General features: G+C 65.4%; 9 protein-coding genes. 5 read left to right on the top strand and 4 right to left on the bottom strand.

Features of this window, described 5'->3' with window-relative positions:
• The first annotated feature begins 19 nt into the window (after positions 1–19).
• Positions 20–790, top strand: coding sequence for a helix-turn-helix transcriptional regulator (locus KSS94_RS19690; RefSeq protein WP_217839744.1), 771 nt, complete (start codon positions 20–22; stop codon positions 788–790).
• A gap of 88 nt (positions 791–878) precedes the next feature.
• Positions 879–1,766 carry a DMT family transporter gene (locus KSS94_RS19695; RefSeq protein ID WP_217839745.1) on the top strand — a complete coding sequence of 296 codons (888 nt, stop codon included), beginning with the start codon at positions 879–881 and terminating at the stop codon, positions 1,764–1,766.
• On the opposite strand, the gene KSS94_RS19700 is transcribed toward KSS94_RS19695, so the two are convergent.
• On the bottom strand, positions 1,767–2,048 hold the full coding sequence (locus KSS94_RS19700; RefSeq protein WP_217839746.1) for an Rdx family protein: 282 nt from the start codon (positions 2,046–2,048) through the stop codon (positions 1,767–1,769).
• Between the two features lie 66 nt (positions 2,049–2,114).
• On the opposite strand from KSS94_RS19700, the gene KSS94_RS19705 reads away from it, so the two are divergent.
• Entirely contained in the window at positions 2,115–4,301 is a 2,187-nt protein-coding gene (locus KSS94_RS19705; protein ID WP_217839747.1) for a patatin-like phospholipase family protein, read from the top strand.
• A gap of 123 nt (positions 4,302–4,424) precedes the next feature.
• On the opposite strand, the gene KSS94_RS19710 is transcribed toward KSS94_RS19705, so the two are convergent.
• Together KSS94_RS19710 and recQ are read right to left on the bottom strand one after the other, a co-directional pair.
• On the bottom strand, positions 4,425–4,862 hold the full coding sequence (locus KSS94_RS19710) for a MarR family transcriptional regulator (protein ID WP_217839748.1): 438 nt from the start codon (positions 4,860–4,862) through the stop codon (positions 4,425–4,427).
• A 119-nt stretch (positions 4,863–4,981) separates the two neighbouring features.
• Positions 4,982–7,129 (bottom strand): DNA helicase RecQ, encoded by a 2,148-nt coding sequence (recQ, locus tag KSS94_RS19715; protein ID WP_217839749.1) that lies wholly within the window; start codon positions 7,127–7,129, stop codon positions 4,982–4,984.
• A 244-nt stretch (positions 7,130–7,373) separates the two neighbouring features.
• Here recQ and KSS94_RS19720 point away from each other — a divergent pair, with 244 nt between their 5' ends.
• Both KSS94_RS19720 and KSS94_RS19725 read left to right on the top strand, forming a co-directional pair.
• Positions 7,374–7,961 (top strand): YecA/YgfB family protein, encoded by a 588-nt coding sequence (locus KSS94_RS19720; protein WP_217839750.1) that lies wholly within the window; start codon positions 7,374–7,376, stop codon positions 7,959–7,961.
• An 8-nt stretch (positions 7,962–7,969) separates the two neighbouring features.
• A complete protein-coding gene (locus KSS94_RS19725; RefSeq protein ID WP_217839751.1) occupies positions 7,970–8,329 on the top strand; it encodes a YbaN family protein in 360 nt (119 codons plus the stop codon).
• A 102-nt stretch (positions 8,330–8,431) separates the two neighbouring features.
• On the opposite strand, the gene KSS94_RS19730 is transcribed toward KSS94_RS19725, so the two are convergent.
• A complete protein-coding gene (locus KSS94_RS19730) occupies positions 8,432–16,261 on the bottom strand; it encodes a retention module-containing protein (protein WP_217839752.1) in 7,830 nt (2,609 codons plus the stop codon).
• Between the last annotated feature and the right edge of the window lie 328 nt (positions 16,262–16,589).

The raw sequence follows: 16,589 nt of genomic DNA on the forward strand, positions 1-16,589 counted from the left end.
CTTGAAAGAGGGATCCCCCATGACCACCGCCCAAATACTCTCCCTGCGCCAATACCGCGACGAGCTGATCGCTCACAGCCACGACCACCCGCAGCTGGTGTTCGCCCTGCGCGGTCGCCTGGATTTCGAGGTCGAGGGGCTGGGTGCGCGGCTCGACCGCCAGGGCCTGATCGTGGTCCCTGCCGGCGCCCACCACACCTGTGGCAGCATCAACGGCAGCCACTGCCTGGTACTGGACGTTCCCGGCGAACATTGGCTCAGCGAACAACTGGGCGCTCACGCCGACGCCAGCCGCCGCCTGCTCGACCGCCCCGGCGCGGTCGGCCTGGACAGCCGCCAGCAGCAACTGGTCGACTGGCTGGCCGCAAGCCCCATGGACGACCCACTGATCACCCGCCAGGGCGCTGTGCTGTTGCTGGCCAGCCTCAACCCCCAGGCTGCGCCCATCGCCCCCAGCACACGCCTGCCCTACGCCGCGTTCGACGCGCATATCGACCAGCACGCCGCCTACCCGCTCCAGGTGGCCGACCTGGCGCGCCTGGCCGGGCTGTCCACGGCGCGCCTGCATGCGCGATTCGCCAGCGAAGCCGGGATGACGCCGATGGACTACATCCGCCAGCAACGGCTGCTCAAGGCCCGGCGCTTGCTGGTCGAAACCCGCCTGCCGGTCGGCGAGGTGGCGGCGCAGGTGGGGTATGGCTCGCAAAGCGCATTCAGCGCGGCAGTGATGCGTGCGTTCGGTTGCACGCCGCTGGCGTTGCGGCGCGAGGCTGGCGATAACGGGCAGTAGGCTGGCGACAGAATCGGTTGGCCTGCGGTTTTACACTGTGCCTGTACCGGCCTCTTCGCGGGGCATACCTCACATGCATAGGATCACCATGAACCACCGCACTGCCCTCGGCGCCCTGCATATCGGCGCGCTGTTCTTCGGCCTCACCGGCGTTTTCGGCAAACTGGCCGCCAGCGCCAGCCCGGCAATCATCGTATTCGGCCGCGCCGCCTTCGCCGTGCTCGCCCTGGGCCTGTTTGCCAGCGTTGCTCGCCAGGCCTGGCAACCTTTGCATGGCCGCGACCTGCGCCGCCTGCTGCTGGGCGGGGTGCTGCTGGCAGGGCACTGGGTGAGCTTCTTCATTGCGGTCAAGGTCGGCGGCGTGGCCATTGCCACCCTGGGCTTTGCCAGTTTCCCGGCCTTCACCGTCATCCTCGAAGGCGTATTGTTCCGCGAACGCATCCGCCGCAACGAAGCGCTGCTGGTGCTGCTGGTAAGCATCGGCCTGGTGCTGGTCACCCCAGAATTCGACCTGGCCAGCGAAGCCACCGGTGGGCTGCTCTGGGCATTGTTTTCAGGGCTGCTGTTCTCGCTGCTGTCGCTGGCCAACCGCGCCGGCTCCGGGCGCCTGCCGGCAGTGCAGGCGGCGCTGTGGCAAAACCTGGTGGTCAGCCTGTGCCTGCTGCCGTTCGCAGCCCCGGGCCTTGCAGCCGTGGCGCCGCTGGACTGGCTGTGGATCGCCCTGCTGGGCATCTTCTGCACAGGCATTGCCCACAGCCTGTTCGTCGCCGCCCTGGCGGTGATCAAGGCCCGTACTGCGGCGGTGGTGTTCGGTATGGAGCCGGTCTACGGCATTGCCGTGGCCTGGGTGGTGTTCGCCGAAAAGCCAACCTTGAGCATGCTCGCCGGCGGTGCGCTGATCATCTTCGCCATCGTGCTGTCCAGCCGCCTGGCCGCCGAGCAGCCTGCGCGCCAGGCGGTTGCCGAGAGCGCCTGATCAGCGGTCGTTGTGGCCCAGGTCGCGCTGCGGGTCGATCCGGTCGCGCACCCGCTGCTTGAGCACCTTGGCCTCGGGGAAGCCACCATCGGCCTTGCGCTCCCAGATCTGCACACCGTCGCAGGTAATCTGGAACACCCCTCCGGTGCCCGGGGCCAGGGCCACCTGGCCGAGATCGTCGGCGAAGGTGCTGAGCAGCTCCTGGGCCAGCCAGGCCGCGCGCAGCAGCCACTGACACTGGGTGCAATACGTGATGACAATATGTGGCTTGCTGTCGGCCATGTTGGGTATCTCCGGTTGGGGGGCCGCTTATACTAGCGGTCTTTACCCTCTGGTTTGAGACTCACGATGCGCCGTTTGCTGCTCTGCCTGTTGCTGACGCTCACCTCACTCACCCTGCACGCTGCTGAAGCCGCCCGCCCCAAGGTCGGCCTGGTGTTGTCTGGCGGCGCCGCCCGCGGCCTGGCCCATATCGGCGTGCTCAAGGCCCTGGAACAGCAGGGGGTGCGCATCGACGCCATCGCCGGCACCAGCATGGGCGCGGTGATCGGCGGGCTGTACGCTTCTGGCTACAGTGTCGAGGAGCTGGAAAAACTGGCCACCACCCTCGACTGGCAGCAGGCGCTGTCCGACTCCCCGCCACGCAAGGATGTGCCGTTCCGGCGCAAACAGGATGACCGCGACTTCCTGGTCAAGCAGAAGCTCAGTTTTCGCGACGACGGCAGCCTGGGCCTGCCATTGGGGGTGATCCAGGGCCAGAACCTGTCGCTGCTGCTGGAGAGCAAGCTGGCGCACACCGCCGACATTCGCGACTTCGACAAGCTGCCGATCCCCTTCCGCGCCGTGGCCACCGATATCGCCAACGGCGAGAAGGTGGTATTTCGCCGCGGCCACCTGCCCCAGGTGGTGCGCGCCAGCATGTCGATCCCGGCGGTGTTCGCCCCGGTGGAGCTGGACGGGCGCCTGCTGGTGGATGGCGGCATGACCGACAACATCCCGCTGGATGTAGTGCGAGACATGGGCGTGGACATCGCCATCGTGGTCGATATCGGCACCCCGCTGCGCAACCGCAAGCAGTTGGCCACGGTGGTCGATGTGCTCAACCAGTCGATCACCCTGATGACCCGGCGCAACTCCGAGGAGCAACTGGCCAGCCTGCACCGCGACGACATCCTGGTGCAGCCGCCACTGGCGAGCTTCGGCGTCACCGACTTCGGTCGCGCCCAGGACATGATCGATGCCGGCTACCGCGCCACCCTCGCACTCGACTCACGCCTGGCTGCGCTGCGCCAGCCGGGCGGCGACGCCGAACTGGCCGTGGCCCGCTCGCCGCGCCAGCGCACCCCGGTTATCACCGCGATCAAGGTGGAGAACGACTCCAAGGTCAGCGACGACGTGATCCGCTACTACATTCGCCAGCCGGTGGGCGAACCGTTGCAGCTCGACCGCCTGCAGACCGACATGGGCACCCTCTACGGCCTGGATTACTTCGACCAGGTGCAGTACCGCGTGGTGCACAAAGGTAAGGACAACACCCTGGTGATCAACGCCCGCGGGCGGCGCGGCGGCACCGACTACCTGCGCCTGGGCCTGAACCTGTCGGACGATCTGCGCGGCGACAGCGCCTTCAACCTGGGTGCCAGTTACCGGGTCAACGGCATCAACCGCCTGGGCGCAGAATGGCTGACCCGTGCCCAGATCGGCGACCAGCAGGAGCTGTACAGCGAGTTCTACCAGCCGCTGGACATAGGCTCGCGCTACTTCGTTGCGCCCTACATAGACCTCGGCTCGCAGAACGTCGAGGCCACCCTGGAAAACGACCCGGTGGCCGAATACCGCCTGGAGCGCTACGGCTTCGGCCTGAACCTGGGCCGGCAGATCGGCACCTATGGCGAGGTGCGCCTGGGTGTCGGCAAGGCCTGGGGCCAGGCCGACGTGCGCATTGGCGATCAAGACCTGCCCAAGGTCAGCTTCAACGAGGGCTTCTATGAGCTCAAGTACTCGTTCGATACCTTCGACAATGTGTACTTCCCGCACAGCGGCGAAGAGATCGGCCTGACCCTGCGCAAGTACGATAAATCGCTGGATTCGGACCAGAACTACCGGCAGTGGCTGCTGAACCTCGACAAGGCCTTCAGCAGCGGCCCCAACACTCTGGTGCTGGGCGGGCGCTACGGGCGCACCCTGGATGACGCCGAGGTGGTCACCTCAAGCTTCGTATTTGGCGGTGCGCGGCAGCTGTCGGGCTTTCGCCAGGACTCGATCTCGGGGCAGAACATGAGCCTGCTGCGCATGGTCTACTACCGCCGGCTGACGCCACGCGCCTACCTGCCGCTGGACTTCCCGCTGTACCTGGGCGGGTCGCTGGAACGCGGGCGGGCGTGGAACAACGACAACCAGTTCGACAGCGGCTACATCAATGCCGCCAGCGTGTTCCTCGGGCTGGAAACGCCGCTGGGGCCGCTGAACCTGAGTTATGGAGTGAACGATGCCGATGAGCAGGCGGTGTACCTGAACCTGGGGCATACCTTCTAGATTCGCCACGCCCCCTGTAGGAGCCGGCTTGCCGGCGATAGGGCCAGCAGCGTCAACCATGTGCCCGGCCCCTTGCAAGCAGGCCTGGCCTCATCGCCGGCAAGCCGGCTCCTACAGGGGCAGTCAGGACTTCTCGAGGTTGCCGAGAATCTTCGCATGCACGCGCATGCACACTTCGAGGTCGGCCTCGTCGACGCCGGTGAACAGCTCCAGGCGCAACGCATTGGCGATGGTTTCGATCTGATCGATCAGCGGTTTGGCTGGTGGGCACAGCAGGATCTTCTTGGCCCGGCGGTCTTCCATCACCGCCTGACGGCGCACCAGGCCCTGGGTTTCCAGGCTGTCCAGCAGCCGGGCCAGGGTCGGGCCTTCGACGCCAACGCTCTGGGCCAGCTCGCGTTGGGTGGGCGCCTCGTCGAAGCGCGCCAGGTGCAACAGCACCAGCCAACGCGCCTGCGAAAGGTTGAGCCCGGCCAGGCGGCGGTCCAGTTCGGCGCGCCAACCCCGGGACATCTGGGCCAGCTGCATGCCGAAGCGGTGTTGGTTGTCGGTCAGGGGCATAAGCAACTCGATGAATAGAACTAATTATTAGTCAGCTAACCATGCCCCATCCGATCAGGCAAGGCCGAAAGTCGTCAATTGATATGACAAAGGTCAGACAATGACGCAAATGGCGTCGATCAGAGTTCGAACTCCGCCGCCAGCGCGGCACGTATGCAGTGCAGCACCCCTTCGGGTACCCGCGCGCCGAACAGCGGGGCAATGGCCGACACCGCCGGCAGCTCGCCCTCGCCGTCGAGGAAGGCGTCCTGCACCTCCATCATCAGCTCCTCGGGCAGGTCCAGGGCCTGCTCCAGGCTAAGTTCCTGGCGGCCGATGGCCTCGGCCAGCAGGCTGTAGACGTTCTTCTCGGTGCAGTTGAGCTGGCCGGCGATCTGTACCGGGGTCATGCCGGCGCGGGCCAGGCTGACCAACTCATGGCGCAGGTCGAGCACCACCTTCGGTGCTTCCTCGGTGCCGCCGGCGCCGTTGAGCACTTCGAGGAAGGCCTGGCCATAGCGCTCCAGCTTACGCGCCCCCACACCACTGACCTGGGCCATGTCGCTGAGGCTGGTGGGCATGCTGCGCAGCATTTCCAGCAGGGTCGAGTCGGGGAAGATGACGTAAGGCGGCACGCTGTGCTCTTCGGCCAGCTTGCGCCGCAGGGTGCGCAGGGCCTCCCACAGCTCGCGTTCCTCGCCGCGCACCAGCTGGCTGGCCGGGCTGCCGCCACTGCTGCTGGAGGACTTGGCAGTGGTTTGCGGCTTGAGGTCGCGGCGCAGTTGCAGGTTGACCTCGCCGCGCAGCAGCGGCCTGCAGCTGTCGGACAGGCGCAGGCCGCCGTAGCCTTCCAGGTCGATGTCCACCAGACCGCGGGCCACCAGTTGGCGGAACAGCGAGCGCCATTCGGCCTCGGCCAGCGACTTGCCGACACCAAATACCGAAAGCTTCTCGTGGCCGAAGTTGCGGATCTTGTCAGTGTCCTTGCCCAGCAGCACATCGACCAGATGGCCCACACCATAGCGCTGGCCGGTGCGGAATACCGCCGACAGGGCCTGGCGGGCAGGCTCGGTGGCGTCCCAGGTCTGTACCTGATCGACGCAGTTGTCACAGTGCCCGCAGGGTTGCTCCAGTACCTCGTCGAAGTAGGCCAGCAGCGATTGGCGGCGGCAGCGGGTCTCTTCGCACAGCGCCAGCATGGCGTCGAGTTTGTGCTGCTCGATGCGCTTGTGGCGCTCGTCGCCTTCGGAGTTCTGCAGCATCTGCTTGAGCATCACCATGTCTTGCAGGCCATAGGCCATCCAGGCATCCGACGGCAGGCCGTCACGGCCGGCACGGCCGGTTTCCTGGTAGTAGGCCTCGAGCGACTTGGGCAGGTCGAGGTGGGCGACAAAGCGCACGTTGGGCTTGTCGATGCCCATGCCGAAGGCGATGGTGGCAACCATGATCAGCCCTTCCTCGTTGAGGAAGCGGTGCTGGTTGGCGGCGCGGGTCTCGGCGGCAAGGCCGGCGTGATACGGCAGCGCCGGGAAGCCCTGGTCGCAGAGGAACGCGGCGGTTTCGTCGACCTTCTTGCGCGACAGGCAGTAGACGATGCCGGCGTTGCCGCGGCGCTCGCCAAGGAACGCCATCAGCTGCTTGCGCGGCGACTCCTTGGGCACGATGCGGTAGAAGATGTTCGGCCGGTCGAAGCTCGACAGAAAACGCTCGGCGCCCTGCAGGTGCAGGCGCTGGACGATTTCCTCGCGGGTACGCATGTCGGCGGTGGCGGTCAGGGCGATGCGCGGCACATGGGGGAACAGCTCGGCCAGCTGGCCCAGTTGCAGGTACTCGGGGCGGAAGTCGTGGCCCCACTGCGATACGCAGTGCGCTTCGTCAATGGCGAACAGCGACACGTCCAGGCCACGCAAAAAATCGAGCATGCGCGGCTGCACCAGGCGCTCGGGGGCCAGGTAGAGCATTTTCACCTCGCCGCGGCGCAGGCGCCCGGCCAGGTCGCGTTGCTGCTCGGCGCTCAGGGTCGAGTTGAGCGCAGCGGCAGCCACGCCCAGCTCGTCGAGGGTGGCGACCTGGTCGTCCATCAGCGCGATCAGCGGCGACACCACCACCGTCAGGCCCGGGCGCAGCAGCCCCGGCACCTGGAAACACAGCGACTTGCCGCCGCCGGTGGGCATCAGCACCAGGGCATCGCCGCCATTGGCCACGCATTCGATGATCGCGGCCTGGCGGCCCCGGAAACTGTCGTAACCGAAGACATCCTTGAGAACGCGCTGAGCCTGTTCGAGCATTTGCCACTCCAAAATCGCCGTACCACCCCGTCACACAGGCTGGACGATAAATCCGCCGCGCACACGCCAAATGCGTAAGCGGTTTTTGCCAGGCGACCGAAAAACGCCCGCCAGCATGAAAGCCGCGCAGTATACCCGACTGCCCTGCCCCCCGGCATGCCCCGGTGACAGACGTTCCCTTTGCCCCGTGCGCGCTGCAAGGTGCTAGAATTCGTTATCGTTTATTCCCCAAGGTAGCCCTGTAATGTCCTTCGCCGAGCAACTGACCCGCCTGCAAGCCTTCCTCGACGCCGACGAGCTGCACGAAGAAGCGCTGGACTACGTCGCCGCACACGGCTACCTGACCGCGCTGTCGATCTGCTCCGAGGACGTGCCGGACCGCGAATGGATCGACGCGCTGTTCGCCGAAGAACCCCACTACGCCAGCGACGCCCAACGCACCGAAATCGAAGCCACGCTGGTGGCGCTGAAGGGCCACATCGCCCGCCAGCTGGCCAGCGACGAGGAATTCGACCTGCCTTGCGAGCTGGACCTGACCGACGAGCCGGACGACTCCGACCTGCGCGGCTGGTGCATCGGCTTCATGGAAGGCGTGTTCCTGCGTGAAGAGGCCTGGTTCGAGAACGCCGAGGAAGAAGTCAGCGAAATGCTCCTGCCGATCATGGTGGGTTCGGGCCTGTTCGACGAGCAGCCTGAATTCGCCGACATCGCCAGCAACGCCAACCTGCAGGACGACATGATCGTGCAAATTCCCGAGGCCCTGAGCGCGCTGTTCCTGCTGCTGCACGCCCCGGACGAAAAACCTGCCCTGCTCAAGCCACGCCACCACTGATCAACGTGGTGCGCTACCTGCTGCTGGCCGCAGGCTGGCTCAGCGTCGCGCTGGGGGTGGTGGGGATATTCCTGCCGGTATTGCCGACCACCCCGTTCCTGCTGCTGGCTGCGGCGTGCTTTGCCCGCAGCTCCCCGCGCTTTCATGCCTGGCTGGTCAACCACCCGAAACTCGGGCCGTGGATCCGCGACTACCTCAGTGGCGAGGGCATTCCGCTCAAGGGTAAGTTGTATGCCATTGGTTTGATGTGGGTGAGCATTGGCCTGTCGTGTTACCTGGTACCCTTGTTCTGGGCCCGCGCGTTCATGCTCACCAGCGCGGTGCTGGTGAGTGCGTGGATTCTCAAGCAGAAGACCCTGCAGCGCTGAGAGCAGGTCAGGCCCTATCGCCGGCCGGCTCCTACAGGGTTCGCGCCATTATCACGCGTCACCTGTAGGAGCCGGCTTGCCGGCGATGAGGCCAGGCCTGCCTTACACCGTATCCACCTTCAGCGAGTGATCATTGAGCATGCCGTTGATGATGGTCGCGGTATCATGCCCCGCTGCAATCACCCCGCCCGCCCCGGCCGTCACCCCGTAATGCTGGGCCAGGTCCACCCCGGCCAGCTCGATGGTTTGGGTCGGCGCCGCACCGGCAATGCTGCTGACCTCGATGGTCGACACCACGCCGGCCCCGCTGCCACTGACCTTGAAGTGCAGGTAGTCATCCAGTGACGCGCTGGTGGCGTTCTCGCCCTGCAGCAACTGCGACAGGTCCAGGTGGTCGCTGCCAGGGGTGAAGTCGGTCACGGTATCGTGCCCGGTGTCGCCCTTCTGCCATACGAAGGTGTCGTTGCCCGGCCCGCCGGTCATGATGTCGTCACCCGGGCCGCCGATCAGCGTGTCATTGCCGGCACCGCCCTTGAGCACATCGTTGCCGGCCCCGCCGTTGAGCAGGTTGTCACCGGCATTGCCGATCAGGGTGTCGTTGTAGTCCGAACCGATCAGGTTCTCGATGCTGACGAAGGTATCGTGCCCGGCACCCACAGTGTTCTGCTGCCCGACAATACCGAGGTCGACCACCACCCCGGCGCCAGCCTTGGCGAAACTGACGGTGTCGTTACCGGTACCGCCGTCGAACAGGTCATTGCCGGTGCCGGCCAGCAACAGGTCGTCCCCCGCCCCGCCATACAGGCTGCTGGTGCCATTGCCTGCTACCAGCACGTCGTTACCATCGCCGCCGTTCAGGGTGTTCTCGCCCGTGCCCGCCAGCAGCACATCGTCGCCGGCCGTGCCGTTGAGGGTATGCCCGGACTGGTAGCTGATGTCGACGTTGCCGGTGGCTGTACCGCCGTGGTTGTCGCTGACGGTGTAGGTATCGTGGACCACCGGGTTGCTGGCCTGGCTGTAGTCCACCACCAGGCTCAGCTTGTAGTTTTCCGCCGCCTTGCTGTTACCGATGGCATTCTCGCTGTTGACCACATGAATGCTGTACACCCCGTCGTGGCTGGCGGTAAAGCTGCCGCCATCGGCGATGCCCTGGTAGCTGCCGCCAGCGTCCTTCCATTCCATCATCAGGTTGCCGGCTGGCTGGTTATGGTCGAGGGTCAGGGTTTCGCCCTTGCGCAGGGTGACGGTGAAGGTGTCCTCATCGTTGGCGTTGCTGTTGCTGATACCCCCCAGGTAACCGGCCACCACCAAGGCGGCAGTCATGCCACCCGACAGGCTGGTGAACTCGCTGCGGGCCAGGTCACGGTACTGGTTTTCGGCCTTGTTGCCGGGCGCGTCGAAGGTGATGGTGCGGGCCTGGGTGCCAGGGGTGAAGCCCTCGCCCTTGTCGGCGAAACCGGTGTTGAAGGTGATCGGCGCGGCGCTCAGGCGATCGTGGTCGGCGTCGCTGTCGTTGGCCAGCAAGGCGGCGGCCGGCAGGCTGATGCTGGCGCCGGTGATGTTGGTGATGATGTGGTCGGCGCCGGCCACGGGCGCGGTGTTGGCATTGATGTTCACCGTCAGCGTGGCGCTGCGGGTGTCGCCATCGTTGTCGCTGGCGGTGAAGCCGAACTGCTCGGCCTGGTTGGCGCCAGTGCCTTTGGGCGGCGTGTAGGTGAACTCGCCGTTATCCATGTCCACCAGCAGGGTGCCGCCCAGCCCGGTCTTGATCGCCAGGCTGTTGCTGGCGGTGTCGAAGGTTGCCTTGTCGGCGCCGCCCGTGACGCTGTAACCGCCCTGCCCGCCATGGGCGTTGGGGTCGAAGCTATAGGTGGTGCCGTCCACCAGCAGTGCCTTGATGAAACCGCCGTCAGCACCGAAGGTGCCGCCGCTCATCAGGCTGCCGGTGATCGGCGCACCCTGCACCGTGCCCGACAGCACGGCATTGAGTTGGCCAAGGTCGGTGACCACCACCGAGTTGGTATCGACATGGCTGCTGCCGTCATAGGCCAGCGGGTTGAGGTTGCCGGTGTTGACCCCGTTGCCCAGGCCGATGGCGTAGCTCTTGATGCCGTTCTGGTCGAGGAAGCTCTCCCAGTTGTTTTCCAGGCTGCTGGTCATGCCGTGGCCGGCGGTGGGCTCGCCATCGGAGAAGAAGTAGCCGATGTTCTGCGCCCCGACGATCTTGCCGCTGGTGTCGAAGGCTTGCTGCGCGGTGCTGGCCGCTGCGTCGTAGTGGGTGGTGCCGCCAGCGCTGAGCCCGGCGATCAGGCTCTTGGCCTCGCCGATCGACACCCACACCGGGGTCTTGTCGGTGGCGCCACTGGAGAAGGTGACCACCTGCACCTTGATGTCGCCCATGGCGTCGTACTTGTCGAGCAGTGCGTTGATCGCCTGCTTGGCCAGGTCCAGGCGGCTCAGGCCAGACACACCCGAGGGCGAGTCCATGCTGCCGGACACATCGATCACCAGCAGCAGGTTGCTGTCGACCTGGCCCGGGGTGATGCTGCGCACCGCGTTCTGCACCTGCGGTACATCGTCGACAATATTGATGGTGATGCTGCCGGTGACGCTGTTGCCCAGCGCATCGGTGGCCTTGTAGGTGAAGTGGTCGTTCAGGGTATTGGCACCGTCGTCGGCCCCGCCCGGGGTCTTCGGTGCCGAGGTCAGGGTGTAGGTGTAGCTGCCATCGGCCTTCACCTGGATCTGCCCGTAAGCGCCGGTGGCGCTGCCCACCAGGCTGTAGGTGAGGCCACCGATACCGCCGCTGACCGAGCCGGCCAGGTTGCCGCTGGCAGTCTCGCCGGTGGAGGCAGGGTCGCTGCCGGTGGTGTTGCCGGCAGCCAGGTCATTGCCGTCCTGGTGCAGGTCCAGGGCTTTCTCGTACACCGTGACGTCGTGGTTGTCGCTGGCCATCAGCTTGCTGTCCTGCACGCTGATGCGAATGGTGGTGGTGCTCTCGTCACCGTCGGCGTCGCGGATGGTATAGGTGAAGCTGTCGGCGGCCCATGGCGGCAGCACGCTGTCGGGGTTGGCGTGGTAGGTGGCGTTGCCCTGGGCATCCAGGGTCAGGTAGCCGTATAGCCCCATCACCTGCTCACCGACATGCCCCACCGCCGAGGTCGAGGTGTCATGGCCAGCGCGCACGCCCACCACATACTGGCCGTCGGTGCGTACATCGGCGCCCACCACATCATTGGCCAGCACGTTGCCGCTGACCGCGCCGCCCTGGTTCACATCGGCATAGTCGCAATGGGCCTTGGGCACGTCGTCGACGATGTTGATGACGATGGTGCTGGTGGTGGTATTACCCAGCGAATCCTTCACCTGGTAGGTGAAGCTCTCGGTAACGATGTTCGGGCCGTCGTTGACGTGGTTCGGCGAATTCGGCGCCGAGGTCAGGGTGTAGGTGTACGAGCCATCGGCATTCAGCAGGATCTGCCCGTACTGGCCCGTGGCATTGCCCACCAGGGTGAAGCTCAGAGCACCAACACCGCCGTGCACCGCGTCAGCCAGCGAGCCAGTCGCGGTTTCGCCAGGCGATTGCGGGTCGCTGCCGACCACATTGCCCGGGGCCAGATCGTCGCCGGTCTTGCACAGGTCCAGGGCGTTTTCGTACACCGTCACATCGTCCACACCCGCCATCAGCTTGCTGTCCTGTACATTGACGGTGATGGTTGCGGTGCTCTCGTCGCCATCGGCATCGCGGATGGTGTAGACGAAGGTGTCGCTGGCCCATTGCGGCAGGTCCTGGTTGGCGTAGGCGTGGTAGCTGGCGTTGCCCTGGGAGTCGAGGGTCAGGTAGCCGTACTGGCCGTTGATCGCATCGCCCACATGGCCGATGGCCGAGGTGGAGGTATCGCTGCCGGCACGCACGCCCACCACGTACTGGCCGTCAGCGCGCACATCGGCGCCCAGCACATCGTTGGCCAGCACGTTGCCGCTGACCGTGCCGCCTTCGGTGACATCGGCGTAATCGCAATGGGCCTTGGGTACGTCGTCGACGATGTTGATGACAATGGTGCTGGTGGTGGTGTTGCCCAGGGAATCCTTGACCTGATAGGTGAAGCTCTCGGTGACGATGTTCGGGCCGTCATTGCCAGGGGCTGGCGAGCTTGGCGCCGAGGTCAGGGTGTAGGTGTAGCTGCCGTCGATGTTCAGGTGAATTTGCCCGTACTGCCCGGTGGCATTGCCCACCAGGGTGAAGGTCAGCGCCCCGACCCCGCCCTGCACCGCGTCGGCCAGCGAGCCAGTCGCCGTTTCGCCAGGCGAGTGCGGGTCGCTGCCGACCACGTTACCGGGGGCCAGGTCGGCGCCGGTCTTGCACAGGTCCAGGGCTTTTTCGTAGACCGTCACGTCGTCCTCGCCCGCCACCAGCTTGCAGTCCTGCACCTTGATGTTGATGGTGGTGGTGCTCTCGTCACCGTCGGCATCGCGAATGGTGTAGACGAAGGTGTCGGTGGCCCATTGCGGCAGGTCCTGGTTGGGGTTGGCGTGGTAGGTGCCAACGCCGTTGGCGTCCAGGGTCAGGTAGCCGTACTGCCCCATGATCTGCTCGCCCACATGGCCAATGGCCGAGGACGAAGTGTCGCTGCCCGCGCGCACGCCGACCACGTATTGGCCATCGGCACGCACATCGGCGCCGGTGGTGTCGTTGTCCAGCACATTGCCGCTAACGCTCCCACCTTCCGTGACCTCGGCAAAATCGCACCGGGCCTGGGGCACATCGTCGACGATATTCACATCCAGCGTGCCGCTGGCGGTGCTGCCATCCATGTCGGTGGCAGTGACGGTGAAGTGCTCGGTCAGGCTGTTGGTGCCGTCGGCGTTGGCGTGGGCTTCGTTGTCCAGCAATTGGTAGGTGTAGCTGACCACGCCGGTAGCGGGGTTGTAGCCGGTGATGGTCAGGGTGTTGCCCAATGGCGTGGTGACCGATTGCGGGAAGCCCACCGGCGTACCATCCACCACCAGGTTGAGCCCGGCTACGGTCAGGGTTTTCAAACCGTCCGGGGCATCCACGGTGAAGGTGCCACCCTGGGTCAGCTGGGCGGCATTCGGTGTGCTGCCATCACCGAGGAATTTCTCGTAGACCGTCACCTCGCCGTTTGCGACGTCCAGGCCGCCCAGTTTTACCGGGTCGTCGAGGTTCTTCACGTCGAGGGTCAGGGTCGCGCTGCTGGTGTCGCCGTCGGCGTCCTTGAGCGTGTAGGTGAAGTGCTCGACGCCGGTACCGCCGCCGAACAGGTTCTTGAAGTCCGGGTCGCTGGTGTTGAGGGTGTAGGTGTAGGAGCCATCGGCATTGAGCACCAGGGTGCCGTAGGTGCCGGTGAAGGTGCCGCCCTGGACCATGCCGCCGGGCACGCGGTCGGCGCCCTGGGTGTCGTTGTCCAGCACGTTGCCGGTCAGTTCGGTGTGCAGCTCGGTTGCCGGGGTAGCGTTGTGGTCATCCTCAGCCTTGGGCACATCGTCGACGATGTTCACATCCAGCGTGCCGCTGGCGGTGCTGCCATCCATGTCGGTGGCAGTGACGGTGAAGTGCTCGGTCAGGCTGTTGGTGCCGTCGGCGTTGGCGTGGGCTTCGTTGTCCAGCAGTTGGTAGGTGTAGCTGACCACGCCGGTAGCGGGGTTGTAGCCGGTGATGGTCAGGGTGTTGCCCAATGGCGTGGTGACCGACTGCGGGAAGCCTGCCGGCGTGCCATCCACTACCAGGTTGAGCCCGGCTACGGTCAGGGTTTTCAAACCGTCCGGGGCGTCCACGGTGAAGGTGCCGCCCTGGGTCAGTTGGGCGGCATTCGGCGTGCTGCCATCGCCGAGGAATTTCTCGTAGACCGTCACCTCGCCATTTGCGACGTCCAGGCCGCCCAGTTTTACCGGGTCGTCGAGGTTCTTCACGTCGAGGGTCAGGGTCGCGCTGCTGGTATCGCCGTCGGCGTCCTTGAGCGTGTAGGTGAAGTGCTCGACGCCGGTACCGCCGCCGAACAGGTTCTTGAAGTCCGGGTCGCTGGTGTTGAGGGTGTAGGTGTAGGAGCCATCGGCATTGAGCACCAGAGTGCCGTAGGTGCCGGTGAAGGTGCCGCCCTGGACCATGCCGCCGGGCACGCGGTCGGCGCCCTGGGTGTCGTTGTCCAGCACGTTGCCGGTAAGTTCGGTGTGCAGCTCGGTTGCCGGGGTAGCGTTGTGATCGTCCACCGCCTTGGGCACGTCGTCGACGATGTTCACATCCAGCGTGCCGCTGGCGGTGCTGCCGTCCATGTCGGTGGCAGTGACGGTGAAGTGCTCGGTCAGGCTGTTGGTGCCGTCGGCGTTGGCGTGGGCTTCGTTGTCCAGCAGTTGGTAGGTGTAGCTGACCACGCCGGTAGCGGGGTTGTAGCCGGTGATGGTCAGGGTGTTGCCCAATGGCGTGGTGACCGACTGCGGGAAGCCTGCCGGCGTGCCATCCACTACCAGGTTGAGCCCGGCTACGGTCAGGGTTTTCAAACCGTCCGGGGCGTCCACGGTGAAGGTGCCGCCCTGGGTCAGTTGGGCGGCATTCGGCGTGCTGCCATCGCCGAGGAATTTCTCGTAGACCGTCACCTCGCCATTTGCGACGTCCAGGCCGCCCAGTTTTACCGGGTCGTCGAGGTTCTTCACGTCGAGGGTCAGGGTCGCGCTGCTGGTATCGCCGTCGGCGTCCTTGAGCGTGTAGGTGAAGTGCTCGACGCCGGTACCGCCGCCGAACAGGTTCTTGAAGTCCGGGTCGCTGGTGTTGAGGGTGTAGGTGTAGGAGCCATCGGCATTGAGCACCAGAGTGCCGTAGGTGCCGGTGAAGGTGCCGCCCTGGACCATGCCGCCGGGCACGCGGTCGGCGCCCTGGGTGTCGTTGTCCAGCACGTTGCCGGTCAGTTCGGTGTGCAGCTCGGTTGCCGGGGTAGCGTTGTGATCGTCCACCGCCTTGGGCACGTCGTCGATGATGCGCACATCCAGCGAGCCGCTGGCCACATCACCGTCGGTGTCGCTGACCAGCACCGGGAAATGCTCGCCCAGCACATTGTTGCCGGCGCCATCCGGGTGGTGTTCAGCACCGTTGAGGGTGTAGCTGTAGCTGACCACGCCAGTGGCCGGGTTGTAGCCGGTGATGGTCAGGGTATTGCCCAGAGCAGTGGTGATGGACTGCCCAACACCGGTCACCGCCCCGGCGGTCACCACATTGATGCCGCCAACGCTGAGGTTGAACACCCCGTCGGGGGCCACCACGGTGAAACTGCCGCTCTGCGTCAGTTGCCCCGGCGCGCTGGCCGAGCCATCGGGCAGGTTGGCCTCGTTCAAGGTCAGCTCGCCGAGCTCGACGCTCAGGCCTTCGAGCTGCACCGGGCGATCCGGCGGTAGGTTGGCGGCGCCGTCGCGGTCACCGTCCAGTGCACCGAGGCGGTCATTGGCCAGCTCCGGGATATTGTTGAAGCCGGCCGTGGGGAAGCCGATGGTCGGGTCGACGCGCCCGGCCACCTCGGTCAGCAGTACGAAGCTGTGCCCGCCACCCAATGCCCCGACACCGCCAGGGTTGCCACCGGCAGCGGTCGCCTCGGCGTCCTGGGTCGGGTCGCTGCCAGCGGCAATGGCCCGTTGCAACTGCTCCACATCGCTCAGTTGCGCTTCGCTCGGCACCGGGTCGGGAGCCTGCACGTGGGGGGCTCGGTTAGCTAACAGCTCGGGGGACATCTCAAGGCTGCTGTCGCGGCCCAGGGTCAGTTCGGCACCGTTCTGCAGGTGCACCGCCACCGCGCCGCTGTTGCCGGTTTCCAGCTGTTCGCCGGCATACAACCGGTCGCCCTCCGCCAGCAGGCGGCGGTGGCCGTCATCACTGACCGCGAATACCTGCCCGACCACTTTGCTGACCACGCCAACTAATTTGGCCATGAGTGCACGCCTCCCCTGCCGATGGGCTTTTTGCAGATCAAGGCATGTCGGGTAAAAACACACGACGGTCCGGGTGTTGTGGTTGTCGGACCGTCGCTGTCACGTTCGTGAGTTTCACGCTCCTTGTGACGACTGCCGCGATAGCGGTAATAGGTAGTGGCCATCAATAAGTGACAATTTATTGTCGCCAAATACCGCTTTCGCCTTCCTCCCCTGTGTCCTTAGCTGCAAAAAAACTGGAACTTTCGCCGAAGCCCGAAGCCCGCATCTTTCAGCCGGTACGCCGAGCCACCTGAATGCAACAATGTCGTGGATTCCTTAGACCTCA

It is taken from the genome of Pseudomonas fakonensis (assembly GCF_019139895.1).
Classification (GTDB): domain Bacteria; phylum Pseudomonadota; class Gammaproteobacteria; order Pseudomonadales; family Pseudomonadaceae; genus Aquipseudomonas; species Aquipseudomonas fakonensis.

What these genes read in the sequence shown, in the direction of transcription:
- KSS94_RS19690 (WP_217839744.1), top strand. Translation starts at nt 20, where the DNA reads ATGACCACCGCCCAAATACTCTCCCTGCGCCAATACCGCGACGAGCTG.
- KSS94_RS19695 (WP_217839745.1), top strand. Translation starts at nt 879, where the DNA reads ATGAACCACCGCACTGCCCTCGGCGCCCTGCATATCGGCGCGCTGTTC.
- KSS94_RS19700 (WP_217839746.1), bottom strand. Translation starts at nt 2,048, where the DNA reads ATGGCCGACAGCAAGCCACATATTGTCATCACGTATTGCACCCAGTGT.
- KSS94_RS19705 (WP_217839747.1), top strand. Translation starts at nt 2,115, where the DNA reads ATGCGCCGTTTGCTGCTCTGCCTGTTGCTGACGCTCACCTCACTCACC.
- KSS94_RS19710 (WP_217839748.1), bottom strand. Translation starts at nt 4,862, where the DNA reads ATGCCCCTGACCGACAACCAACACCGCTTCGGCATGCAGCTGGCCCAG.
- recQ (WP_217839749.1), bottom strand. Translation starts at nt 7,129, where the DNA reads ATGCTCGAACAGGCTCAGCGCGTTCTCAAGGATGTCTTCGGTTACGAC.
- KSS94_RS19720 (WP_217839750.1), top strand. Translation starts at nt 7,374, where the DNA reads ATGTCCTTCGCCGAGCAACTGACCCGCCTGCAAGCCTTCCTCGACGCC.
- KSS94_RS19730 (WP_217839752.1), bottom strand. Translation starts at nt 16,261, where the DNA reads ATGGCCAAATTAGTTGGCGTGGTCAGCAAAGTGGTCGGGCAGGTATTC.